The organism is Rhizobium sp. N324, from assembly GCF_001664485.1.
Classification (GTDB): domain Bacteria; phylum Pseudomonadota; class Alphaproteobacteria; order Rhizobiales; family Rhizobiaceae; genus Rhizobium.
Genome location: NZ_CP013630.1, coordinates 2,145,417 through 2,168,868, shown reverse-complemented (window position 1 = coordinate 2,168,868; position 23,452 = coordinate 2,145,417). Strand labels below are relative to the sequence as shown.

Genomic DNA, 23,452 nt, shown 5'->3' with positions numbered 1-23,452 from the left:
ACCGCAAGATCGGTCGAGCGCGTCATGCCGGCCTGCGTCTAGCTCATGCTGCCACGGAGGACAGAAGGATGAAGGCGGCGCTTCAAAACTACCATGCCCGGATGCAGCGGGTGCTTGACTACATAGACCGGCACCTGGGCGACGATCTGGACCTGGACGCGCTGAGCGGCGTTGCGGCCTTCTCGAAGTTCCATTTCCACCGACAGTTCACGGCGACCTTCGGTCTATCCGTGCATCGCTATATCCAGCTTGCCCGGATGAAGCGCGCTTCGCACCGGCTGGCTTACAGGGACGCTCAAAGCGTCACCGAGATAGCGATGGATGCCGGTTACGACGCGCCGGATGCCTTCGCCCGCGCCTTTCGGCAACGGTTCGGGCAATCGCCATCGTCGTTCCGGAAATCTCCCGATTGGGAGCCATGGCTTGCGGCCTTTGAGCCTCTCGACAACGCCAGGAGCAAGTTGATGCAGAAGAGTTTTACCACTGACGACGTGACGATTCGCAATGTGCCCACCACGCCGGTGGCGATCATCGAGCATCGGGGCGACCCGGCGATGCTCGGCGCCACCATCAAGCGGTTCATCGCCTGGCGCATGGCCGCCGGCCTGCACCCTAAGACACATCCGACCTTCAATGTCTGGCGCTCAGAACGGCGTCCCGCCTCACCTGCTGATTATAGCGTCGACCTTTGTGTCGGCACCGATCAACCGATCGCGGCGGATGGGGAGCAGATCAAGGCCGGCGAGATTCCCGGCGGGCGCTGCGCGGTGTTGCGCGTCACCGGCAACACCGACAATCTGGAGCCTGCCGCGCTCTATCTTTATCGCGACTGGCTGCCGCTGAGCGGCGAAGAGGCACGCGATTTCCCGATCTATTGCCAGCGGCTGAGCTTCTTTCCCGAAGTGCCCGAGCATGAGGCGGTCGCGGAATTGTTTCTGCCGCTGATAGCGCCCTACGGCGGCCTGTCGCGTCCCATGGCCGGGAAATGAACAGGCCGCTGCCCACTCATTCCTAGTCTTGACCGGGTCGAAGCCGAGCCAAGCGCAAAAAGGTGATTGGCAATACTGGCGTTGCAAAGCTAGGAACATCACGCAGATTGCAGCCGGAGAGAATGTGTGTCGATTGCCGATATTTCCCTGTGGAGCGCGTTGATTGCCGGGGCGCTTTCCTTTCTTTCGCCCTGCGTGCTTCCCCTCGTTCCACCCTATCTCTGCTATATGGCCGGCATTTCAGTCGAGCAGTTCCGCGGCGGCGGTGCCATTGCGGTCGCGCCCGATATCAGGCGTGGCGTGCTGTTCTCCGCCCTGCTCTTCACGCTCGGCTTTGCCACCGTCTTCGTGGCGCTCGGCGCCGGCGCCTCCAGTATCGGCATGGCGCTTCGCCAGCATCTCGACCTGTTGTCGAAGCTCGGCGGTCTGATCATCATCGTCATGGGGCTGAATTTCCTCGGCCTTTTCCGAATCGGGGTCCTTGCCCGCGAGGCGCGCTTCCAGGGTGGCGGCAAGCCGGCGACGTTGACGGGCGCCTATATCATGGGCCTTGCCTTCGCTTTCGGCTGGACACCCTGCATCGGCCCCGTGCTCGGCGCGATCCTCGGCGTCGCCGCCTCGCGCGAGACGGTCGGCTCCGGCGCCGGGTTGCTCGCCGTCTATTCGCTCGGCCTTGCCATTCCCTTCTGGATCGCCGCCGGCTTTTCCGGCGCCTTCATGCGCTTCCTGTCGCGCTTCCGCCGCCATCTCGGCACGGTGGAAAAGGTGATGGGCGTCTTCCTGATCCTGACCGGCCTCGCCTTCCTGTTCGGATGGGTCAGCGATGTGGCGATCTGGTTTCAGCAGACTTTCCCGATCCTGATGCAGATCGGCTGAAGCACGTCCAGGTCGATCGATCCGCACCGGTTGTCCGACGCCGGCACCCTGCATGACAGGACCTATGCCGTGGTATAGCTCACCCTGTCCCTCGACCCATTCGCCCTGACCTTCGACCCAATCGATCGAAAACACGCCTCGATGTAGCGTTCTCCGGTGCCGTGTTTAAGCGGCGGTCAGAAGGAGACAAACATGAGCCTCGAGACAAATATGAGCCTGGAAGACACGTCACATCCCGGTGGACCAGGGCCCGGCGAACTGGTTCCCTCGCGCTACGCAGTGCAGATCGGCGACATCGAGGTGCTGGTGATCAGCGATGGAGTGCTGCCGCTCCCGACCACGATGTTGGCCCACAATGCAGAGCCCGCGGTCCGTGAAGCCTGGCTGAACCACATGTTCCTGCCGCAAGACTCGCTGGATTGGCCACTGAACGTGGTGGTGGCGCGCAGCGGCGGGCAGACCATACTTCTCGATGCCGGGCTCGGCCTCGATCCGGACCTGCACTTGCCGCGGGCCGGGCAGTTGATCAAGCGACTGGAGGATGCCGGCGTCGATCTTGCATCCGTGACCGACGTGGTGCTGACCCACTTGCACATGGACCACATCGGCGGGCTTCTCGTCGACGGGGTGAAGGAGCGGCTGCGCCCCGACCTCAGGATCCACCTGGCGGCCGCCGAGGTGAAGTTCTGGGAAGCGCCCGATTTCTCCCGGACCCGCATGCCGCCGGGCTTCCCGGATGCGCTTCGGGCGACCGCCAAGCGGTTCGTGAACGAGTACCGCAGCCACCTGCGGCTGTTCGATGACGAGTGCGAAGTGGCGCCAGGCGTCGTCGCCCGCCGCACCGGCGGCCACACCCCCGGGCACAGCGTGATCCGCCTGGCCTCCGGCGGCGACCGGCTGACCTTCGCCGGGGATGCGGTGTTCGCCGTCGGCTTCGACCAGCCTGACTGGCATAACGGCTTCGAGCATGACCCCGAGGAAGCGGCGCGCGTCCGGGTCGCTCTCCTGCGGGAACTGGCGGCGACCGGCGAACTGCTGGTGGCCACCCACCTGCCCTTCCCCTCCGTCTGCCATGTGGCAGTTGAGGGCGAAACCTTCCGCTGGGTGCCGGTCTTCTGGGATTACTGACCGCTCTCTGGTCAAGTCTGCACCAAAAGGCGTCCCGCCTGTAGAGCGTTTCCGTCTTTCCCTCGAATGACGAAAACGCTCTATCGGTTTGTTTTGCACAACTCCCGAGGCCAAACTGCTACACAGTTTCGCTGGAATTGCTTAAGTCAGATCCTGACCCGCCGATCCCCGCGCACTGGAAGACCTCTTGGCCGATATCGTCAGCCTGCTCCTGCCGTTCTTCGGCTTGATCCTCATCGGTTATGCCGCCGCCAAGGCGACGAAGCAGCCGGCCGAGGCGCTCGGCTGGCTGAACACCTTCATCATCTATGCCGCCCTGCCCGCCCTGTTTTTCAAGCTGGTCTCGCGCACGCCGATCGAAGAGCTGACGCGCATCGATTTCATCGTCACCGATGTTGCGGCGACCTATGCGGTGTTCACGCTGCTTTTCGTCATCGGCCGCCTCGTGCGCGGCAATTCGCTTGCCGACTGCACCATCCAGTCCTTTGCCGGCGCCTATGGCAATATCGGTTATATGGGGCCAGGTCTGGCACTGCTGGCGCTCGGCGAAGGTGCGGCCGTGCCGGTGGCGCTGATCATCTGTTTCGAGAATGCGCTGCATTTCATCGTGGCGCCGGCACTGATGGCGGCGGCCCGTGACGACAGGCATTCCACCGGACGGCTTGCCGCAGATATCGCCCGCAAGGTGGCGCTGCATCCCTTCATCCTGTCGACGGCGGCAGGTTTTGCGGTCGCCGCCCTGGATCTCGACCAGCCGCTGGCGTTTCAGCGCCTCGTCGATTACCTCGCCCAGGCGGCGGCGCCCTGCGCGCTCTTTGCCATGGGCGTGACGCTGGCGCTGCGGCCGCTGAAGCGCATCCCGGCTGAAATCTCCTACATCGTGCCGGCCAAGCTGATCCTGCATCCGATCGCGGTGCTCCTGGCGCTGACTGCCGTCGGCGGTTTCGAGCCGGTGTGGATCCAGGCCGCGGTGCTGCTCGCCTCGCTGCCGACGGCGACCAATGTCTTCGTCATCGGCCAGCAATATGGCGTCTGGCAGGAGCGCGCCTCGGCGACGATCCTGATCACGACGGTGCTTTCGGTGGCGACGGTTTCGCTGTGGCTGATCGCGATCCGCTCAGGCCTTCTTCCGCTTCAGCTTTTCCCTTAGCGCATCGGGAATATCGCGGAAGCCGCGGCCGGGCTCGATGCCTTCGCGCATCACGATGCTGCGCAGCGGCGGAATGGCCGAGAGGATATGCAGGCCGGCGGCCCGCAGCATCTGCACCGGCAGGAAATCCGAGAGCAGCGAGCGGTTGAGAAGATCGATGCTTGCCGTGCGCGTCATGATGTCAGCGCGGCGCTTGCGGTCGAAACTCTCGCCGGCATCGGCCGGCACCGGCAATTCCGCCCTGTCGCAAAGGATGTCGGTCAGCGCCATGATGTCGCGCAGGCTGAGGTTCAGCCCCTGCGCCCCGATCGGCGGGAAAACATGGGCGGCCTCGCCGATCAGCGCGATGCGTCCCTTGCCGAAACGATGGGCCATCATGCCCGACAGCGGCCAGAGCTGGACGCCCTCTTCCACGATTACTTTGCCGAGCATGGACTGCATGCGCGCCTCGACAAGGAGGCCGAGTTCGGCAAGCGGCAATTCCATGCGGCTTGCTGCCTCGGCGGGATCTTGCACCCAGACGAGGCTTGAGCGGCTCCCCGGCAGCGGCACCTGGGTGAAGGGGCCGTGTTTGGTGTGGAATTCGCTCGAAATGTTCTGGTGCGGCAGGGAATGGGCGAAATTCAGCACCGTGGCCGATTGCGGATAAGACCAGTTGCGTACGCCGATCTCAGCCGTCTCGCGCAGCTTCGAACCGCGACCATCGGCGCCGACGGCAAAATCGGCGAAAAACGTCTCGCCGCCGGCAAGCGCGATCGACACTTTCTCGGCCGCGATCTCGAACGATTCGGCCATATCGGTGAAGCGGGTGATATTGCCCTCGCCGGCCGTGGCCGCTTCGAGGACCTCGATCAGCGCCTTGTTGGGGAAATTATAGCCGAAGGCATCGAGGCCGACTTCGGCGGCGCGGAAGGTGGTGGTCGGCGCGCGCAGCAGCCGGTCGGTGCCGTCGATGATGCGCATGCTGGCAAGGGGTGACGTCGCCGGGCGGAGCTTGTCCCAGAGCGCCAGGCGATCGAGAAAGCGGATCGACTGATCCATCAGCGCCGTGGTGCGCCGGTCCTCCTTTGCGGCAACCGGCGCCACCAGCGCCACGCTGCGGCCGCCGCGGGCGAGCGCGATTGCCGCGATCATACCGGCAAGACCGCCGCCGATCACCGCCACTTCGAATGTCTTCATGCTACCGTTCCGTCATCGTGAAAAGACGGAGCAGCCGCTTATGCGGCCGGCTTCGCCTGACGGCGCCAACTATAGCCCTTGCCGGCTTCGGCGTCACGCACCGCCGGCTGATAATGATGGGGAATGGCGGGAAGACGGTTTTCGGAAAGCCGCTTCAGCGCCGTGGCGTTGCTGACGGCAAAACTGTCGATGCCGACGCGCTGCATCAGCGGCACCTGATCGATCAGCACGTCGCCGACGGCGCGCAGCTCGTTCGTATAACCGAGACGCTGGCGCAGCAGCGAGGCATGGCTGAAGGCGCGGCCGTCGTTGAACGCCGGGAAAGCGACGGCAACGATGTCGAGGCGGGATAGATAGGGCTCCAGCCTGCGCACGTCGTCGGCCGGCTTGATCAGCACACCGAGGCCGACATCATTGCTTTCGTCGGCCTTGGCGATGAGCTCGTCGAGGCCGAGCAGCGGCTTCTGCTCCCCTGAAGCCTTCACCTCGTCGGTCTCGATCACCCAGGGATCGTTGTCGACAAAACCGGTTTCTCTCCAAATCTTCGTCATCATCGCCTCCTTATGCCGCTTCCGCAGCCGAGCCGTAGAGCGCAGCCTTGAAAGGCTGCGGCCCGACGCGGCGATAGGCGGCAAGGAAAATCTCCGACGGATCAAGGCGCAGGCCGAGATAGGTGTCGACGATCGTCTCGATCGCGTCCGTCACCCGGTCCGGCTCGAAGCCGCGGCCGATGATCTCGCCGATCGAGGTATGTTCGTCGCCGGAACCGCCAAGCGTGATCTGGTAGAGTTCGGCACCCTTCTTCTCAACACCGAGCAGGCCGATATGGCCGACATGGTGGTGGCCGCAGGCATTGATGCAGCCGGAGATCTTGATCTTCAGCTCGCCGATCTCGGCCTGGCGTTCGGCGCTGCCGAAGCGGCGGGAGATTTCCTGCGCCAGCGGGATGGAGCGCGCATTGGCGAGCGCACAGTAGTCGAGCCCCGGACAGGCAATGATATCGGTGATCAGGCCGGCATTGGCTTCGGCCAGATCGATGGCGACGAGGCCGCGATAGACGGCTTCGAGATCGGCCAGCGCCACATGCGGCAGGATCAGGTTCTGCTCATGGCTGACGCGGATTTCGTCGAAGGCATATTCTTCGGCGAGATCGGCGATTGCGTCCATCTGCGCGTCGGTGGCATCGCCCGGAATGCCGCCGATCGGCTTCAGCGAGATCGTCACCATGCCGTAGTCGGGGTTCTTGTGCGGCTGCACATTCTGCTGGACCCAGCGGGCGAAAGCCGGATCGGCTTTCTTCCAGCGGGCAAGGTTTTCCCAGCCCTCGGCGCGCTGAGGCAGATCGGGCAGCGCGAAATAGGCGGCGATCGCCTCGACATCCTGTTCCGGCAGCTTGAGTTCGCTATCCCTGAGCGAGGCGAATTCGGCCTCCACCTGGCGTGTCAGTTCCTCGGCGCCGGTTTCGTGCACCAGGATCTTGATGCGGGCCTTGTATTTGTTGTCGCGGCGGCCATGCAGATTGTACACGCGCACGATTGCCGTGGTGTAGGAAAGCAGATCCTCCTCAGGCAGGAAGTCGCGGATCAGCTTGGCGATCATCGGTGTGCGGCCCTGGCCACCGCCGACATAGACGGCAAAGCCGATCTCGCCCTTGTCGTTCTTCTTCAGGTGCAGGCCGATATCATGGACCTGGATGGCGGCGCGGTCGCGCTCGGCGCCGGTGACGGCGATCTTGAACTTGCGCGGCAGGAAGGAGAATTCCGGATGGACCGACGACCACTGGCGCAGGATTTCGGCGTAGGGCCTGGGATCGGCGATCTCGTCGGCGGCTGCACCCGCAAAGTGATCGGCCGTCACGTTTCTGATGCAGTTGCCCGAGGTCTGCAGCGCATGCATCTCGACGCTTGCGAGATCGGCCAGCGCATCGGGGATTTCCGACAGCTTCGGCCAGTTGAACTGCAGGTTCTGACGCGTGGTGAAATGGCCATAGCCACGGTCATAGGTGCGGGCGATATGGGCGAGCATGCGCATCTGGCGCGCGCTCAGCGTGCCATAGGGAATGGCGATGCGCAGCATGTAGGCGTGCAGCTGCAGGTAGACGCCGTTCATCAGGCGCAGCGGCTTGAACGCATCCTCGGCAAGCTCGCCGGCAAGGCGGCGCTGGACCTGGTCGCGGAACTGCTCGACGCGCTCGCTGACAAAGGCATGGTCAAATTCGTCGTAACGGTACATCGTCTTCCTCAGACTGCAATGAATTCGGGATCGGCCGGAGCGTAGCCCGGGGCATATTCCATGGTCGGACCTTGCGCGCGGATGCGCTCGCGAAGGCGAAGCGGCCAGAGAATACCGTCGGTTTCCTGAACGTCGACGACGGCGACGTCAACCACCTCGTTGTCGGCATAGGATTTCTTGCCGATCGCCTCAAGCGCTTCGACGGCTTCGTTATGACGGGCGACAAGCGCCTCCTGCAGCGAGGTGGACCATTTCCCGTTCGCATCCAGCCAGACGGCAATGCCATCCGTCAGCCGGTTGGCCGTCAGAACCTTGTCTACCATATTCAGCTCCTTGCAAGTTCCTCGAGCCGGGCGTTCGCACGCACCAGCGGCTCGGACAGTTCGAAATTGGCGCCAGCAACCGCATCGCCGATAATGACCATGACCGGTCCCATCAACTCGTCACGGTGCTGCAGATCGGGAAGATCGGCAAGCGTGCCATGCAGCAGACGGCGCTCCGCGCGGCTGGCATTTTCGATAACGGCGACTGTGGTCTCGGAGGGAATGCCGGCCTGCATCAGCCGTTCGGCGACGGAGGCGGCAACCGTGCGGCCCATATAGACGGCGATCGTCGCGCCTGAGACGGCAAGGCTTGCCCAATCGGGCAGCACATCGCCGGTGAGATCATGGCCCGTGGTGAAGACCAGCGAAGAGGCAACGCCGCGCAGCGTCAGCGGCAGCTCGAAATCGGCGGCGGCGGCGAAAGCCGAGGTGATGCCGGGCACGACCTCATAGGTGATGCCGGCAGCCCGCAATGCGGCCATCTCTTCCCCTGCCCGGCCATAGACCAGCGGATCGCCCGACTTGAGGCGGACGACGCGCTTGCCCTGGCGGCCGAGCTCGACCAAGAGCTCGTTGATCTCTTCCTGCGATTTCGAATGGCAGCCCTTGCGCTTGCCGACCGAAAGCCGCTCGGCGTCGCGACGGCCCATATCGACGATCGCCTGCGGCACGAGTGCGTCAAAAACGATGACATCGGCTTCCATCATCACCCGCTGGGCGCGCAGCGTCAGCAGATCCTCAGCCCCCGGACCGGCGCCGACCAGCCAGACGTGGCCAGCAACCTTGTCCATCGTGCCCAGCAGCCGGTCGGCAGCCTGGCGGGCCTGCGGCAGGTTGCCGTTGGCGACCGCATCGGCAACGGCGCCGGAGAAGAATCGGCGCCAGAAGACGCGGCGGGAAACGCCGCGCGGCACCAACTGCTCGACCGCCTTGCGGTAGCTCGTCGCCAATCCGGCCAGGCGCCCGAGCGAGGGAGAGAGAAGCTGGTCGATCTGCGCGCGGATCATCTGCGCCAGCACCGGTCCCGCCCCTTCGGTGCCGATCGCAACAGCGACCGGGGCGCGATTGACCAGCGCCGGGGTGAAGAAATCGCAGTATTCGGGCTGATCGACGGCATTGGCCGGAATGCTTGCGGCGCGGGCGGCATCGACGATCTCGCGGTCGCCGGCTTCATTGCCGGTGGCGGCGAAGACGAGCGCCGAGTCCTCGACCTGGCCGGCGGAAAAGCTGGCGCGCACGGTCTCGATGCGGTTGGCGATCAGGAAAGCATGATAATCGGCTTCCGGCCTCTCGGCATAGGCGACGATCCGCGCCCGTGTGTTGAGCAGTAGCCGCACCTTGGCGAAAGCTTCGTCGCCATTGCCGAAGACAGCCGTCTTCTGGCCTTCCACGCGAAAGAAGGCGGGAAATACCGAAAGCTGTTCGGTCCTGAGAGACATCATCAATCCACTTCGAAGTTGCCGGAATATGCCCTTGATCGACAAGGGCTTAAAGGAACATAAATTCGAAAGCTCCAGCAAGTGCGTATTCTTTTGCTCGTAGCATCAGCGATTTGAGAAAAGTCACCCATGCTGACCAAAACAGCACATGTCAGCGCATTTGCTGCAGCGCACTATAAAGCCTGTGACAAACAGCGTCCACCGGCGTTTGGCGCATTTCACTTGCACCGCCGAGGCGATAGACTGAGGGAAACCGGAGACGCCAATGCCTGACAAGACCATCGCCGCCCGCCTGCTTTCGGTCATCGAGGACGATATCCTGCCGCTCACCGAGCGCGGCGTTTCGCTTGGGAATAAGGTGTTCGGCGCGGCGATCCTGCGCAAATCCGATCTGTCGCTCGTCGTCGCCGAGACCAACAACGAGTTGGAGAACCCGCTCTGGCACGGCGAGGTGCATACGCTGAAGCGCTTCTACGAACTTGGCGAAAAACCGGCGACCAAGGATCTGATCTTCCTTTCCACCCATGAACCCTGCACCATGTGCATGTCGGCGATCACCTGGGCGGGCTTCGACAATTTCTATTATTTCTTCAGCCACGAGGATTCCCGCGACGCGTTTGCCATTCCGCACGACCTGAAGATCCTGAAGGAGGTCTTCGGGCTTGAACCCGGCGGCTATCGCCGGCAGAACGCCTTCTGGAACAGCTTTGCCATCGCCGATCTCGTCGAGACCGAAGAGGCTCAACTGAGAGAGGCACTCAAGGCGCAGACCGTCCGCATCAAGGCGCGCTACGACGCGCTTTCCACCACCTACCAGTCGTCGAAGATCGCCAACGATATTCCCCTTAACTGAGGCACCATGGAACCTTCCAAAGACATTTCCCGGCTGATCGAGATCATGGCAGCGCTGCGCCACCCCGAAACCGGCTGCCCCTGGGACATCGAGCAAAATTTCGAGACGATCAAACCCTATACGATCGAGGAGGCCTACGAGGTTTCCGACGCGATCGAACGTGGCGATATGGATGATCTCTGCGACGAGTTGGGCGACCTGCTGCTGCAGGTGGTCTTCCATGCCCGCATGGCCGAGGAGGCCGGCGAATTCTCCTTCGGCGACGTGGTCAACGCCATCACCACCAAGATGATCCGCCGCCACCCGCACGTCTTCGCCCGCTCGGCGGCCGACACGCCGGATGCGGTAAAGATCCAGTGGGACGAGATCAAGCAGGCGGAAAAACGCGAACGTGCTGAGCGGCGGGCCAGGCGCGGCATTACCGAGGATTTCAAGGGCGGCTTCCTCGGCTCCGTGCAGCGCAGCTTCCCGGCTTTGACGGAAGCGCTAAAACTGCAGGAACGCGCCGCCAAGGTCGGCTTCGACTGGTCGGCGCCCGAGCCGATCCTCGACAAGATCGAAGAGGAGATCGACGAATTGCGGGCGGCACTGCGAGACGGCGACCGCGCAAAGGTCAGCGACGAACTCGGCGACCTTATCTTCGCTGTCGTCAATATCGGCCGGCATGTGAAGACCGATCCGGAACAGGCGCTGCGTAGAACAAATACGAAATTCCGGCGTCGGTTCAGCCACATAGAGAATGTTCTTGATGCAGAAGGCGAGACGCTGGAGGCGGCTAGCCTTGAGCGGATGGAAGAGATCTGGCAGGCGGCGAAGGCGATTGAGCGGGCTGTGATGGCTGGGGCTGAATGAGCTTTCTCCCCTTCTCCCCAGCGGGGAGAAGGTGGCCCGAAGGGTCGGATGAGGGGGCCACACGGCCCCCCATTCATTGCCCTTCGCTTGCGCTCAGCGCATTCGCGGCTTTGCCGCTCCCCTCATCTGCCTGCCGGCATCTTCTCCCCGCCGGGGAGAAGGGAGATGTGGCAACGTCCCTGCTTCCTCTCACTCAATCGAGCCATTCGGCCCTTGCTGAGCTGTCCGATCCGCCGTTTAAGAGGATGGAGGAAAGCGCGCGCCCGAAGGCCCGCTCACCGCTCCCAATCCTCGCGCGGCGGCTTCGGCCCATTTCCGATACGGCGTTCGAGTTCGGTGGCTTCGGTTTCGGAGAGGCGCAAATCGAGCGTGATCGAGCCGTCTTCGTTGTCCTCGCGGCCGTCGACGATCGCGTGGTCGTAGAGCCAGGGCAGCAGCGCCAGCTTGTCGACGGGAAGGCGGACGGTGGTTTCGGTCATAACGCCGGAGAGCCGGCGGCTGATCTCGTCCATCAGCGTGTCGACGCCCTCGCCGCTGACGGCCGAAACGGCGACGACGTTGCTGGCGCCTGTTGATTTCTGCACCATGGCGTCGTGGACCTCGGGCTCCAGCCGGTCGATCTTGTTCCAGACCTCGATCAGCCGCTTATCGGATTCGGCCTCGTCGATGCCGAGGTCGCCGAGAATGCGCATGACGTCGGAGCTCTGCGCCTGGTTGTCGGCATCGGACATGTCGCGGACATGCAGGATGAGATCGGCTTCCAGCACCTCTTCCAGCGTTGCCCGGAAGGCGGCGACCAGATGGGTCGGCAGGTCGGAGATGAAGCCGACGGTATCGGACAGGATGACGGTGCGGCCGTGCGGCAGCTTCATGCGGCGCAGCGTCGGGTCAAGCGTCGCAAAGAGCATGTCTTCGGCCAGCACGCCGGCGCCAGTGATGCGGTTGAACAGCGTCGATTTGCCGGCATTGGTATAACCGACGAGCGCCACGATCGGGTGCGGCACCTTGCGGCGCTTGGCGCGGTGGAGCTGGCGGGTGCGCACGACCTGCTCCAGCTCGCGTTCGAGCTTGATGATCCGGTCCTGCAGCATCCGCCGGTCGGCTTCGATCTGGGTTTCGCCCGGGCCGCCCATGAAGCCGCCGCCGCCGCGCTGGCGTTCAAGGTGGGTCCAGCTTCTGACCAGCCGACCCTTCTGGTAATTCAGATGGGCGAGATCGACCTGCAGCGTGCCTTCCTTGGTGGAGGCGCGGCGGCCGAAGATTTCGAGGATGAGGCCCGTCCGGTCGATGACCTTGGCGTTCCATTCCTTTTCGAGATTGCGCTGCTGCACCGGGGTCAGTGGATGATCGACGATGACGAGACCGGAATCGCGCTCGTCGAGCAGCGCCTTGATCTCCTCGATCTTGCCGGTGCCGAGCAATGTCGCCGGTCTCGGATCGTTGACCGGCACGACCTGGCCGTTGACCACGTCGAGGTCGATCGCCTGGGCAAGGCCGGTCGCCTCTTCCAGCCGGCTTTCCGGCGTGCGGGTCGAGGCCGATTCGCTCTGGCCGCCGCGGCTGCGCGATTTCAGAACCGGCACGACGACGGTCGCGCGCATGTCGTCCCTGTGCTTGGCGGCCTCAGGGATGATCGAATCCTTCTTGGTATCGCGTGTCGAAATGACGGCTGATCCTGTTAGGACGCTGCTTCTTCGCTCTCGAACATCTGCATGGGCTGGCCCGGCATGATCGTCGAGATCGCATGTTTATACACGAGCTGCGAATGGCCGTCACGGCGAAGAAGAACACAGAAATTGTCGAAAGAGGTAACAACGCCCGTGAGTTTCACGCCGTTGATCAAAAAGATTGTCAGGGAAATCTTTTGCTTGCGAACAGTATTGAGAAATAGATCCTGAAGATTCTGAGAACGTTCCGCCATCGCGCCGCTTCTTTCTTTATTGCCGACCTGAGCTGGCCGGTGGAGTATCAATCAACCTCACCATGCAAGACCGGTGGCACCCTCATTCCACCCGTCCAGCAAATCTTGGTATCAAATCGCAATCTTTTCCGCAACGTCGAAAAAGGCTTCGCGGACTTTCTGCGAGACACTGCCCGGATGACCGTTGGCGATCGTCTGGCCATCGACGGAAACGACCGGAAAACAAATACTTGTGGCTGCGGTCAGGAAGACCTCGCGGGCGGCGAGCATCTCGGAAACCGAGAAGTTCCGCTCGGTAATCTTCAACCCGAGCTTGGCTGCGACATCCATCAATGTGGTGCGGGTAATGCCGCGCAGGATGCCGTGTTCGGCCGGCCGCGTCACCAACGTTCCCTCGGAATCGACGATCCAGATATTGGTCGCCGCCCCTTCCTTCACCATGCCGTCGCCATCGACATAGATCGCCTCCTGGGCGCCGGCCTCCTTGGCCTGCTGGCGGGCCATGGCATTCGGCAGCAGGCCGACGGATTTGATGTCGACGCGGCCCCAGCGATTGTCGGTAACGGTGATCGCCCTGATGCCGTTGGCATTCTTGGCGGCGATGATTTTGGGATCGGTGCTCTTGGCGGTGATGACAAGCGACGGCGGCGTTCCCTCGGCCGGGAAGACATGGTCGCGGCGGGCGACGCCGCGCGTCACCTGCATATAGAAAAGCCCGTTGCGGACATGGTTGCGGCGCAGCGTCTCGCGGATGACCTGCGTCAGCGCCGCCCGACCCATCGGCCAGGCGATACCGAGTTCACCCAGCGAACGGTCGAGGCGGTTCAGATGGCGCGTGAGGTCGACGATATAGCCGTGACGGACCTCGCAGACCTCGTAGACGCCGTCGGCAAACTGGTAGCCGCGGTCCTCGATATGCACGCTGGCATCGGAATGCTTGACGTAACGGCCATTTACATAGGCAATTCTCGGCATGGGAAACCTGGTCTTGCAGAAAGCTATAAGGGAATGCGGCGTGGCAATGGCCGCGCCGGAAAGATCAGACGCCGAGCGACTTCAGCTTGCGATGCAGCGCCGAACGCTCCATGCCGACGAACTCGGCGGTGCGCGAGATATTGCCGCCGAAGCGGTTGATCTGGGCGATCAGATAATCCTTCTCGAACATCTCGCGGGCTTCGCGCAGCGGCAGCGTCATGATGTGATAATCGTTTTTCGCGGAGACCTTCGGCAGCATGTCGCCGAGATCAGTCGGCAGCATATCGGCGGTGATCGGCGCATCCGGCCCGTCTGTGCGGGCAAGGATCATCAGCCGCTCAATATTGTTGCGCAGCTGGCGGATATTACCCGGCCAATCATGCGCCTGCAGCACGGCCATGGCGTCGTCGCCGATGCGGCGCGGACGAATGCCGGCCTGCTCGGAAATCTGGCGCATCAGCTGGTCGACGAGGAAGGGAATGTCCTCGCGTCGCTCGGCCAGCGCCGGCACCCGCACCGGCACGACAGCGAGGCGATGATAGAGATCCTCGCGGAACCACCCTTCGGTGATGCGGCTTTCGAGATTATAGGCAGTGGAGGAGATGATGCGAACATCGACCTTGACGCGCTTGGAGCCGCCGACGCGCTCGAACTGCTGATCGACCAGCACGCGCAGGATCTTGTTCTGCGTTTCGCGCGGCATCTCGCCGACTTCGTCGAGATAGAGGATGCCGCGATGGGCTTCCTCGAGCGCGCCGATCTTGCGCGCCTGGCCGGGCGTGCCCTCGGTGCCGAACAGCGCCACTTCCATGCGGTCGGGCGTGATGTTGGCAGCATTGATCGCCACGAAGGGACCGTTGGCGCGGGCCGACTTCTTGTGAATCATCCGCGCCACCAGCTCCTTGCCGGAGCCGGAGGCACCGAGGATCATGATGCGGCTGTTGGTCGGCGAGACCTTTTCGATGGTCTGGCGCAGCTGCGACACGGCGACCGAGGTGCCGATCAGCTCCAAGGCATCGCCGGTGCGGCGCTTCAGTTCGGAGACCTCGCGCTTCAGCTTGGAATTCTCAAGCGCCCGTTCGGCGATCAGGATCAGCCGGTCGGCCTTGAAAGGCTTTTCGATAAAATCGAAGGCGCCGCGCTTGATCGCCGAGACGGCGGTCTCGATGTTGCCATGGCCCGAGATCATCACCACCGGCAGATCCGGATGGCGGGTCCTGATCTCGTCGAGCAGCGACAGACCATCGAGCTTGCTGCCCTGCATCCAGATATCGAGGAAGATCAGCCGCGGCACCCGGTCGGAGATCGCCGCCAGCGCGCTGTCGCTGTCATGGGCCGTGCGCGTTTCGTGTCCCTCGTCGGAGAGAATGCCGGAAACGATCTCGCGAATATCGTGCTCGTCGTCGACGACGAGAATATCAGAGGCCATAAACGCTTTCCTTGTCATTGGCTGCGGGAGAGGCGGGCGTCGGATCCCGGCGTGGCAGATGCACGCGGATCATGGCCCCTCTTCCCCGGTCAAAATCGGCGGGCGCATCATGCAGTTCGAGCTGCCCGCCATGTTCCTCGATGATCTTCTTGACGATGGCGAGGCCGAGGCCGGTGCCCTTCTCGCGCATCGTCATATAGGGTTCCAGAATGCTGTGGCGGTTCTCCACCGGCAGGCCGCGGCCGTTGTCGATCACATCGACGGTGAAGCGGTCGCGGCCGGCATCGAAGGCGGCGCGCACCAGAATCTTGCGTTCGTCCCGTTCGTCGCTCGGCACCGCCTCGATCGCCTCAACGGCATTCTTGATCAGATTTCCGAAAGCCTGGCCGAGCATGCGGCTGTCGAACAGGCCCTCCAGCGGCTGATCGCCGAAATCCTGCCCGAAGGTGACGTGGTTGTTGCCCATCTCGCGCAGGAAGATCGCGTCGCGCAGGATATCGCGCAGGTCACTCGGCTCCTTGGTCGGCTTCGGCATGCGGGCAAAGGCGGAGAATTCGTCGACCATGCGGCCGATATCGCCGACCTGGCGGATGATCGTATCGGTGCACTGATCGAAGACGGTTCGGTCGTCCGGGTCGATCTGCTTGCCGTAACGGCGCTGGATGCGCTCGGCGGACAACTGGATCGGCGTCAGCGGGTTCTTGATCTCATGAGCGATGCGCCTTGCCACGTCGCCCCAGGCGGTGGAGCGCTGGGCGATGACGAGATCGGTGATGTCGTCGAGTGTGATCACATAGGATTCGCTCATGTCGCGCACTTCCTCGCGGGTGACCTGAACGCTCAGTGTACGCACCGTGCCGCCGCGCACCAGCGCGATCTGCTTGCGGAAATCGCCGCGATGACGCGACGCCGCCTCGGTCAATACCTGATCGACCTCGGGTGCGATGTCGGCCAGCTGCTTGCCGAGCATCTCGTCGGCCGACAGCGACATCAGCGTCTCGGCCGAACTGTTGACGATGGCGATACGGCGGTCGTGCTCGACGCCGATGACGGCGGCGGTCACACCCGACAGCACCGCCTCGATGAAGCGGCGGCGGTCGTCGACTTCGTCCTTGGCCTCGAGGATCTCGTCGCGCTGGGTGCGGATTTCCGAGATCATCTTGTTGAAGGTGCGCGACAGATTGGCGACGTCGCCATCGACGGCGTGCACCGGCACGACGATATCCATATTGCCCGATGCGACGCTGTCGGCAGCGGTGATCAACAGCCGGATCGGCCGGACGATGCGGTCGGCAACGGCGATCGCGGTCCAGATCGCCGCGAGCAGCACGATCAGCGCGAAGCCGATATAGAGCACGGCGAAGGCGACCTGCAGCGAGAAGCGGTTGGCTTCCATCGACCGGTATTCCGTGGCGTTCTCCTCCATCATGCGCATGGCGCCCATGACCTTGGGATCGACGGCGCGCACCGTATAAAGGAAGGTGCCCTGGATGGCATCGAGCTTGATGATGGCGCCAACGAGGTTGGTAACACCAGGCGGAATCAGCGTCGGCTGGCCGGCAGCGGCCTTCTCCAGCGCGTCCTGCGGAATGGCCGGCAACGGCTTTTCGGTGGCGATGTCGGCCTGAACGATCACCGAGCCGTCGCGCTCGACGAGAAAGGAACCGAGCAGGCCGCGGCCCCTCGCCTGGCGGGTCATCAGGTCGGCAAAGCCTGTCCGGTCGAGGCTATAGAGTGCACGGTTGCGCTCCAGGTCATTGGCCATGGAAACCGTCTGCCCCTGCAGGTAGCTGGCGTTTTCCATCATATAGGCCTGGCCGATATTGCGCGACGAACTGACGATTGACTGGGTGCGCAGCGCAAACCAGCGGTCGAGACCGGCATTCAGCGTGATGCTGGCAAAGATGGCGACGAGAATCGCCGGCGTGATCGCGACGATCGAGAAGAGCACGACGATGCGGATATGCAGGCGTGCCGCCGCCCTGCCCCGGGTGCGCGCCTTGAGCAGCCTTGCCACCTCGCGGGCGATCAGCGCCAGCAGCGTCAGGACGAAGAAGGAGTTGACGATGACCGACGTGATGACGACATGCGAACTCGGCGCGATCGGGGTGAGACCAAGCAGCACGAAAAGTGTGGCCGTGGCGCAGAGGAGCGCGCCGCCGGCAAGCACCAGGCCGGGCACGGCGAAAAGGGCGCGGCGATCGGTCACCGTGGTCACCGCCTCGCCCGCCGCCGCCGGCGATACCCCATCCTGCGTCATTCGGCCTCTCTTCAGACGGCACCCACCGCCCTCGCCAGCCGATCGAAACCAAACAACGCCGGCTTAAGAAAGCCAGCGTCCGGAACGACTCGATCGGGAGCGAAATGTCCAAAACCCTTGCGTGACCTTTAAGCAACGCATTGTGGCGAAAATGCAACGCACCCCGCCACATTGTCAAGCCGCGCCAAGGGCTCGAACCGACACAATGGCGTGTTGCCCAGGCACATTGTCATGTCACTCGCCTTGCGGGCGTCCGCTCACCACCGTCATTCAGCCGCCGGTCGTCATCGCGGAGCGCGACTGTGGTAACGGCTCCATCATCGAGGTGGATGGGCCATGCAGCATGCGGCATAATCGACGAGGGATAGAGGAAGTCTCACAGGGCTTTGCGAAGCTGCAAAAACCCTACGCGAGGCCAGTTATGAGGCCGTCTCTGATCGAGTTGCTGAGCGGCCGACCGACACACTGTTGGCGAGCGCTTGCTGGCCACTATTAGTCAATTGTAGAGCTTAACGGAGCCTAACCTTAGCTACCTCAGTGTGGCGAAGGATGCGGAGTACGGACAGTACTTTGGAAATTGGATAGTTGGTGGATTTGATTAGGTTCTTGCCTGTCGTCGTTTCGTATCCGACGGCTTTTCCCCGTAGGCTTCGCGATAGGCGGCGGAGAAGCGACCCAGGTGAAAGAAGCCCCATTTCAGGCATATGTCTTTCACCGATTCCGGATTTGAAGCGTCGAGAAGATCTTCGCGCGCCGCGCGAAGGCGAATCTTGCGCAGAAAGGCGGAAGGTGTTGTTTCCCTGAAGGAGCGGAAGCCGACTTCGAGTGAGCGAGTGGAAATTCCGACGGCTTCCGCCACCATCGTTATGGTGATGGGACGAGCAATGTTGACGTGCATGAAGTTGATGGCGTCACGAACATGCCAAGGCGCAATATAGAAAGATTTCCTGCCAATGAGGTGTGACAACCGATGGGGAACCGATTGCACCACCAGATCGGCCAGTGCGTGGCTCAAATTCGACATGGCGATGGGCGAGCGAAGCAATGGCCCATTGTGCCGCATGCCTCTCACGATCGTTTGCGCCAGACTGCCAATAAGCCATCCCTCAGTATTTGAAAGGTCAATTATGGATGATAGTCCGAGTCTACCAGACGGGGAAATGTCGACGAGTCCGGCAACCGCTTGTGTAATGATTGCCCAATCCAAACGCAATATATCCGACTTATGCGGGGCTCCCCGCACTTGACAGCGCTCGACCTCACGATTGTTGACCAGGAGCAATTTGCCGGGCGTTCCTTCGATTGTATCCCGGCCTAGCGATATATCCAGGGCGCCCTCGCGGGGCAGAAGGATGGATAGCCATTCAGCTGTTTCCGGCTCCGCGCGCACCTGCCAACTGCAATGGTATTGCCCGCTGATCAAGCTCATTGGGCCTCTGCTCCAGTAATCGGCTTTCCAATTGAAGGTTCGCGTAGAGCAGTCTGGAGATGCCTCAAACGGGCCGAAATGCCGTTTAAAGGTATCGACCATTTCATCGAAATCCGAACCTTGAAAGCGCGGACAAAACTCGGAGGCATCACTTTGTGACATCGAATGACTTCGCTAAATTAGGCCGGGCCAGAATAAAACTGCCGCCCTCGACCACTCCTCGTTCACTCTCATCATGACGAGCCGAAAATTCACTGCGCCTCAGTTGAACACGACCGCGCTGATGAAGCGCGACCTCGTAAAGGTCCGCTGGACGAAGGTCATTTGTCCGAAGCCGAGGATATTGGATAGCACCGTATAGGTCGCGGCACCTTGCACATAGATGATCGAGTCGCCATCGGTGATCTCGGGCAGCGTCGTGCTGTCGAGAACCTGCGCTTTCAGAAGACTGGTGGCGCCACTCTCCTTCTGCCAATCGAGCTTGTAGATCCCGCCGGTATTCCTGATGCTCGAAATTCGAAGCGCGCTCGGCGTGGTCCTATGCTGCTGCAGATGCAGGAATACCCCATAGATATTGGTAACGAACGTCGCGTCGATAGACGTTTGTCGCGAGATAACGTCGCCCACCACGCCATTCGCGCCGACGATGTTCTGATAGGTACGGAACATGTCAACAATCGCGACGCTGCCGATGAAGACGAAGATTATCAGGGGCGCGACGAAGCAAGACTCAATAGCCGAAGCTCCAGAGCGGTTATTCAGGAGTTTTTTCAGAATGCGGATCATCAGCCTGGCTCATTCACAAAGGCACAGCGTGCCGGATGATGCCTTTCAGCCACAGCACGAACAATTTCGCATGACCCTGATTTTCCAATCATGGTGGTGCAATATGTGCGTCACTTTGCGTCATGGTGAAGATTGCCTTGGACCATGGGCATCGTTCAGTCGCTGCTTAAGGTCTGTGACGCGAGATTGCCTCAAACCTCATCTGATTCGCCCCCCGATGCGGGGGGCGCAGATCGCGGACGGTCCGGTTGACGCAAAGGTCCTGAGCGAGGTTGCCGCGGAAACAAAACCTCTCCCTGCGCTCCAATCAGCGGCGGTCCCAAACATCCATTTCGTCGGTCACCTGAATGGCCGGGAGGCGACTGAATGGCGCCATATGGGACGCTGCTCGATCACGCCCTTGGAGCCAAGTCGGAGGCGTAAGCATGGCAATCAGCCCATGCGTTCCGACGCGTAGGAGCCGGGTGACGCCGGGAAGACGACGGTCTTGTTGCCGTTGATGAACACCCGGCCATGGATGTGGGCGTGGATGGCCCGGGCGAGCACCTGGCTTTCGACGTCGCGGCCGAGGCTGACATAGTCCTCGCCGCTCTGCGCATGGGTGACGCGGACGATGTCCTGCTCGATGATCGGGCCTTCGTCGAGGTCTGCGGTGACGTAGTGCGACGTCGCGCCGATGAGCTTCACGCCCCGTTCGAATGCCTGCTTATACGGATTGGCGCCCTTGAAACTCGGCAGGAAGGAGTGGTGGATGTTGATGATCCTGCCGGACATCTTGCGGCACATGTCGTCGGACAGGACCTGCATGTAGCGGGCCAGCACGATGAGTTCAGCGCCCGAATCCTCGACAATCTGCATCTGCTTCGCCTCGGCCTCCGGCTTGTTTTCCCAAATCACCTTGATGCAGTGGAACGGGATGTCGTGGTTCACGACGACCCGCTGGTAATCCGTGTGGTTGGAGATCACGCCGACGATGTCGATCGGCAGCGCCCCGATGCGCCAGCGGTAGAGGAGATCATTCAGGCAGTGGCCGAAGCGGCTCACCATGAGAATCACCTTCTTCTTTTCGCTCTCATCGAAAAATTCGGCGCTTGCCTCGAACCTCTCGGCGATCGGTTCGAAACCCTGACGAAGCTGGTCAAGCGTATGTCCGTCATGCGGCTGGAAGCTGATCCGCATGAAATAGCGCCCGGTATCGGCGTCGTCGAATTGCGCGCTGTCGGAGATGTTGCAGCCGTTCTGGGAGAGATAGCCGGCGATGGCGGCCGTCACGCCGCGGATCGACGGGCATGCGACACGCAGAGCGTAGCGAGGGGCCGTGATGGTCATGTCTATCTCCTTGTTCGTCGTCTCAGGCCGCGGTGATCATCGCGTGATGGCGGCGGAATGCGGTGAGCGTGTTGGACAGCAGGCATGCGATCGTCATCGGGCCGACGCCGCCCGGCACCGGCGTGATGGCGCGCGCGTGGCCGGCTTCGCCATACGCCACGTCACCGACGATCCGCGATTTTTCGCCGTCCTGGATCCGGTTGATGCCGACGTCGATCACGACGGCGCCGGGTTTGATCCAGTCACCCCGAACGAGGCCCGCCCGACCGGCCGCAACGACAAGAATGTCGGCCGCCCGGCAAAGTTCTGCCGCGTTCCTTGTCTGCGAGTGAACGACCGTGACGGTGCAGTGGGCATTCATCAGCATCTGCGCCATCGGTTTTCCAACGATGTTGGACTTGCCGACGATGACGGCATGAAGGCCGGAGAGGCTCTCGCCGAGCGTATCCTTGATGAGCATCATGCAGCCGAGCGGGGTGCAGGGAATCAAAGCTGGGTTGCCGGTGGCAAGGCGGCCCGCATTCGACACATGGAAGCCGTCGACATCCTTGTCGGGATTGATGGCCTGGATCACGGCATTCGGATCCAAATGCGCCGGCAGCGGCAACTGCACAAGAATTCCATGCACTTCTGCATCGTCGTTAAGGTGATGCACGAGGTCAAGAAGTTCGCCCTGGGTGGTTTCCTGAGCAAGCCGGTATTCGAAGGACTTCATTCCGGCGGCAACCATCTGACGGTGCTTTGAGGCCACATAAATTGCGCTTGCCGGGTCGTGCCCCACCAGAACGACGGCCAGACCGGGAACGGCTCCAGTCGTTGCCTGCAGCGTTTCGACATCGGCCTTGATGCGCTGCAGGAGCCCTGCTGCGTACTCTTTGCCATCGATGTTTGCGGCGCGTGTGAATCTGTCCATTCCCATGGGGTGCTCCATTGCATCCAAGCTCGAACCAGCAAAATGCCGCGCCCGGAGATGTGGGCGGGGCATTTCCGCTTCCTGGGTACGTTGCCTTAGTGGCCGTAGACCGGGAACTTCTCGGTCAGTTCCGCGATCTTCGCCCTGGCAGTTCCGACGATCTCGTCGGTCCTGCCCTCTGTCTCGGCGTCGATGAGATCCGCGATGACATGGCCGAGAACCCGGAATTCCTCCTCCTGCAAGCCACGTGTCGTCGCAGCGGAGGAGCCAAGGCGCATGCCGACCCACTCCGGAGGACGAGGGCTGTCGCCGGGGATCGGGTTCTTGTTGGATGTGATGTTCGCTTTGGCGAGCAGCGTCTCAGCCTGTTTTCCAAGCAGTCCCTTGCTCGACAGATCGAGCAGGATGATGTGGGTATCGGTGCCGCCGGAAACGATGCGAACGCCACGATCCGCCAGCGTTTCGGCGAGGACTTTTGCGTTGGCAACGACCTGGCGGGCATAGAGCTTGAAGTCGTCGCGGAGGGCTTCACCCAGGCAGATCGCCTTGGCGGCCAGGACGTTGCTGTGCAGCGATCCCTGGACGCCGGGAAACACAGCCGCTTGCAGCTTCTTGTACCATTCCTCGTTGTTCGTGAGGATCAGGCCGCCACGCGGACCGCGCAGGGTCTTGGTCGTGGTGCAGGTCACGATGTCGGCATGCGGGAATGGCGAAGGATGGACGCCACCGGCAACGAGGCCGGCGATGTGGGCCATATCCACCAGGAAGTGGGCGCCGACCTTCTTTGCGATCTTGGACATGCGCTCGAAGTCGAGTTCGCGTGGATATGCCGAACCACCGGTGATCAGCAGCTTCGGGCGGATTTCTTCGGCGATGCGTTCCATCTCATCAAGGTCGATGACCTCGTTCTGCGGGTTGACGCTGTAATTGTTGGCGTCGAACCAGCGGCCCGACAGGTTCGCCTTCATGCCGTGCGACAGGTGTCCGCCGGCTGCAAGGTCGAGCGACAGCACCTTTTCGCCTGGCTTCAGGAGCAGGAAGAAGACGGCCAGGTTGGCCTGGGTCCCCGAGTGCGGCTGGACGTTGGCGTAGCCGCAATTGAACAGCTGCTTGGCGCGGTCGATCGCGGCCTGCTCGGCAATGTCGACGAACTGTCCGCCACCGTGAAAACGATTGCCCGGATAGCCTTCGAGTGTCTTGTTGGTGATCTCGTGCCCCAAGGCGTCGAGAACCGCACGGCTGACGATATTCTCCGAAGCGATGAGCTCAATCTGGTTCTGCTGGCGGGCCCGCTCGGACGCAAGGGCATCGGCGACGAGTGGATCGGCCTCCTGGACGGTGGTGTTAAAATGCACCCTTGCAGCGTTGGTCATCTGAGTTCTCCAATTC

21 protein-coding genes are annotated in these 23,452 nt (G+C 62.2%); 6 read left to right on the top strand and 15 right to left on the bottom strand.

All coding sequences use genetic code 11. The features are described 5' to 3' along the window. Positions 1-68: 68 nt before the first annotated feature. The 4 genes from AMK05_RS10495 to AMK05_RS10480 all read left to right on the top strand — a co-directional run bounded on the left by AMK05_RS10495 (position 69) and on the right by AMK05_RS10480 (position 4,143). Positions 69-989 carry an AraC family transcriptional regulator gene (locus tag AMK05_RS10495; RefSeq protein ID WP_064838398.1) on the top strand — a complete coding sequence of 307 codons (921 nt, stop codon included), beginning with the start codon at positions 69-71 and terminating at the stop codon, positions 987-989. Positions 990-1,115: 126 nt separating this feature from the next. Beyond that, complete coding sequence (locus tag AMK05_RS10490) at positions 1,116-1,865, top strand: cytochrome c biogenesis CcdA family protein (protein WP_064838397.1); 750 nt, start codon at positions 1,116-1,118, stop codon at positions 1,863-1,865. Between the two features lie 192 nt (positions 1,866-2,057). Continuing rightward, complete coding sequence (locus tag AMK05_RS10485) at positions 2,058-2,993, top strand: MBL fold metallo-hydrolase (RefSeq protein WP_064838396.1); 936 nt, start codon at positions 2,058-2,060, stop codon at positions 2,991-2,993. Positions 2,994-3,180: 187 nt separating this feature from the next. Next, complete coding sequence (locus AMK05_RS10480; protein ID WP_064838395.1) at positions 3,181-4,143, top strand: AEC family transporter; 963 nt, start codon at positions 3,181-3,183, stop codon at positions 4,141-4,143. Here AMK05_RS10480 and AMK05_RS10475 read toward each other — a convergent pair. From AMK05_RS10475 to cysG, 5 genes are read right to left on the bottom strand one after another with little or no spacing between them, the layout of a single operon-like run. Continuing rightward, positions 4,111-5,322, bottom strand: a complete 1,212-nt coding sequence (locus AMK05_RS10475) for a UbiH/UbiF family hydroxylase (protein ID WP_064838394.1) — start codon at positions 5,320-5,322, stop codon at positions 4,111-4,113. The genes AMK05_RS10480 and AMK05_RS10475 overlap by 33 nt on opposite strands. A gap of 38 nt (positions 5,323-5,360) precedes the next feature. After that, on the bottom strand, positions 5,361-5,873 hold the full coding sequence (locus AMK05_RS10470; RefSeq protein ID WP_064841332.1) for a DUF934 domain-containing protein: 513 nt from the start codon (positions 5,871-5,873) through the stop codon (positions 5,361-5,363). Positions 5,874-5,883: 10 nt separating this feature from the next. Then, complete coding sequence (locus tag AMK05_RS10465; RefSeq protein ID WP_064838393.1) at positions 5,884-7,554, bottom strand: nitrite/sulfite reductase; 1,671 nt, start codon at positions 7,552-7,554, stop codon at positions 5,884-5,886. 8 nt (positions 7,555-7,562) lie between these two features. After that, positions 7,563-7,877 carry a DUF2849 domain-containing protein gene (locus AMK05_RS10460; protein WP_064838392.1) on the bottom strand — a complete coding sequence of 105 codons (315 nt, stop codon included), beginning with the start codon at positions 7,875-7,877 and terminating at the stop codon, positions 7,563-7,565. Positions 7,878-7,879: 2 nt separating this feature from the next. Then, positions 7,880-9,316 carry a siroheme synthase CysG gene (gene cysG, locus AMK05_RS10455; protein WP_064841331.1) on the bottom strand — a complete coding sequence of 479 codons (1,437 nt, stop codon included), beginning with the start codon at positions 9,314-9,316 and terminating at the stop codon, positions 7,880-7,882. Positions 9,317-9,581: 265 nt separating this feature from the next. Here cysG and AMK05_RS10450 point away from each other — a divergent pair, with 265 nt between their 5' ends. Both AMK05_RS10450 and mazG read left to right on the top strand, forming a co-directional pair. Beyond that, positions 9,582-10,169 carry a deaminase gene (locus tag AMK05_RS10450; RefSeq protein WP_064838391.1) on the top strand — a complete coding sequence of 196 codons (588 nt, stop codon included), beginning with the start codon at positions 9,582-9,584 and terminating at the stop codon, positions 10,167-10,169. 6 nt (positions 10,170-10,175) lie between these two features. Beyond that, a complete protein-coding gene (gene mazG / locus AMK05_RS10445) occupies positions 10,176-11,021 on the top strand; it encodes a nucleoside triphosphate pyrophosphohydrolase (protein ID WP_064838390.1) in 846 nt (281 codons plus the stop codon). A 275-nt stretch (positions 11,022-11,296) separates the two neighbouring features. On the opposite strand, the gene hflX is transcribed toward mazG, so the two are convergent. From hflX to glyA, 10 genes are all read right to left on the bottom strand, one after another. Then, positions 11,297-12,622 (bottom strand): GTPase HflX, encoded by a 1,326-nt coding sequence (hflX, locus tag AMK05_RS10440; protein WP_064838389.1) that lies wholly within the window; start codon positions 12,620-12,622, stop codon positions 11,297-11,299. Positions 12,623-12,699: 77 nt separating this feature from the next. Further along, on the bottom strand, positions 12,700-12,942 hold the full coding sequence (gene hfq / locus AMK05_RS10435; RefSeq protein ID WP_003539403.1) for an RNA chaperone Hfq: 243 nt from the start codon (positions 12,940-12,942) through the stop codon (positions 12,700-12,702). A 111-nt stretch (positions 12,943-13,053) separates the two neighbouring features. Continuing rightward, positions 13,054-13,917 carry a D-amino-acid transaminase gene (locus tag AMK05_RS10430; RefSeq protein ID WP_064838388.1) on the bottom strand — a complete coding sequence of 288 codons (864 nt, stop codon included), beginning with the start codon at positions 13,915-13,917 and terminating at the stop codon, positions 13,054-13,056. Positions 13,918-13,981: 64 nt separating this feature from the next. Beyond that, on the bottom strand, positions 13,982-15,346 hold the full coding sequence (ntrX, locus tag AMK05_RS10425; RefSeq protein WP_064838387.1) for a nitrogen assimilation response regulator NtrX: 1,365 nt from the start codon (positions 15,344-15,346) through the stop codon (positions 13,982-13,984). Then, positions 15,336-17,606 (bottom strand): sensor histidine kinase NtrY-like, encoded by a 2,271-nt coding sequence (locus AMK05_RS10420; protein WP_064838386.1) that lies wholly within the window; start codon positions 17,604-17,606, stop codon positions 15,336-15,338. The genes ntrX and AMK05_RS10420 overlap by 11 nt, the downstream gene beginning before the upstream one ends. Before the next feature lie 598 nt (positions 17,607-18,204). After that, entirely contained in the window at positions 18,205-19,197 is a 993-nt protein-coding gene (locus AMK05_RS10415) for an AraC family transcriptional regulator (RefSeq protein ID WP_064838385.1), read from the bottom strand. 99 nt (positions 19,198-19,296) lie between these two features. Beyond that, the gene (locus AMK05_RS10410) at positions 19,297-19,821 is read right to left on the bottom strand and encodes a TadE/TadG family type IV pilus assembly protein (RefSeq protein ID WP_064838384.1); all 525 of its coding nucleotides are present in this window, start codon (positions 19,819-19,821) and stop codon (positions 19,297-19,299) included. Between the two features lie 432 nt (positions 19,822-20,253). Next, positions 20,254-21,150: a formyltetrahydrofolate deformylase gene (gene purU, locus AMK05_RS10405; protein ID WP_064838383.1), complete on the bottom strand. Its 897-nt coding sequence runs from the start codon at positions 21,148-21,150 to the stop codon at positions 20,254-20,256. Between the two features lie 22 nt (positions 21,151-21,172). Beyond that, positions 21,173-22,069, bottom strand: a complete 897-nt coding sequence (gene folD, locus AMK05_RS10400) for a bifunctional methylenetetrahydrofolate dehydrogenase/methenyltetrahydrofolate cyclohydrolase FolD (RefSeq protein ID WP_064838382.1) — start codon at positions 22,067-22,069, stop codon at positions 21,173-21,175. An 89-nt stretch (positions 22,070-22,158) separates the two neighbouring features. Beyond that, positions 22,159-23,436, bottom strand: a complete 1,278-nt coding sequence (gene glyA / locus AMK05_RS10395; protein WP_064838381.1) for a serine hydroxymethyltransferase — start codon at positions 23,434-23,436, stop codon at positions 22,159-22,161. Positions 23,437-23,452 lie beyond the last annotated feature (16 nt).

Bases quoted from the DNA above. Each gene is read 5' to 3' on its own strand.
- AMK05_RS10495 (WP_064838398.1), top strand. From the start codon at position 69: ATGAAGGCGGCGCTTCAAAACTACCATGCCCGGATGCAGCGGGTGCTT.
- AMK05_RS10485 (WP_064838396.1), top strand. From the start codon at position 2,058: ATGAGCCTCGAGACAAATATGAGCCTGGAAGACACGTCACATCCCGGT.
- AMK05_RS10475 (WP_064838394.1), bottom strand. From the start codon at position 5,322: ATGAAGACATTCGAAGTGGCGGTGATCGGCGGCGGTCTTGCCGGTATG.
- AMK05_RS10470 (WP_064841332.1), bottom strand. From the start codon at position 5,873: ATGACGAAGATTTGGAGAGAAACCGGTTTTGTCGACAACGATCCCTGG.
- AMK05_RS10465 (WP_064838393.1), bottom strand. From the start codon at position 7,554: ATGTACCGTTACGACGAATTTGACCATGCCTTTGTCAGCGAGCGCGTC.
- AMK05_RS10460 (WP_064838392.1), bottom strand. From the start codon at position 7,877: ATGGTAGACAAGGTTCTGACGGCCAACCGGCTGACGGATGGCATTGCC.
- cysG (WP_064841331.1), bottom strand. From the start codon at position 9,316: ATGTCTCTCAGGACCGAACAGCTTTCGGTATTTCCCGCCTTCTTTCGC.
- AMK05_RS10450 (WP_064838391.1), top strand. From the start codon at position 9,582: ATGCCTGACAAGACCATCGCCGCCCGCCTGCTTTCGGTCATCGAGGAC.
- mazG (WP_064838390.1), top strand. From the start codon at position 10,176: ATGGAACCTTCCAAAGACATTTCCCGGCTGATCGAGATCATGGCAGCG.
- hflX (WP_064838389.1), bottom strand. From the start codon at position 12,622: ATGCGCGCGACCGTCGTCGTGCCGGTTCTGAAATCGCGCAGCCGCGGC.
- hfq (WP_003539403.1), bottom strand. From the start codon at position 12,942: ATGGCGGAACGTTCTCAGAATCTTCAGGATCTATTTCTCAATACTGTT.
- AMK05_RS10430 (WP_064838388.1), bottom strand. From the start codon at position 13,917: ATGCCGAGAATTGCCTATGTAAATGGCCGTTACGTCAAGCATTCCGAT.
- ntrX (WP_064838387.1), bottom strand. From the start codon at position 15,346: ATGGCCTCTGATATTCTCGTCGTCGACGACGAGCACGATATTCGCGAG.
- AMK05_RS10420 (WP_064838386.1), bottom strand. From the start codon at position 17,606: ATGACGCAGGATGGGGTATCGCCGGCGGCGGCGGGCGAGGCGGTGACC.
- AMK05_RS10415 (WP_064838385.1), bottom strand. From the start codon at position 19,197: ATGTCACAAAGTGATGCCTCCGAGTTTTGTCCGCGCTTTCAAGGTTCG.
- AMK05_RS10410 (WP_064838384.1), bottom strand. From the start codon at position 19,821: ATGATCCGCATTCTGAAAAAACTCCTGAATAACCGCTCTGGAGCTTCG.
- purU (WP_064838383.1), bottom strand. From the start codon at position 21,150: ATGACCATCACGGCCCCTCGCTACGCTCTGCGTGTCGCATGCCCGTCG.
- folD (WP_064838382.1), bottom strand. From the start codon at position 22,069: ATGGGAATGGACAGATTCACACGCGCCGCAAACATCGATGGCAAAGAG.
- glyA (WP_064838381.1), bottom strand. From the start codon at position 23,436: ATGACCAACGCTGCAAGGGTGCATTTTAACACCACCGTCCAGGAGGCC.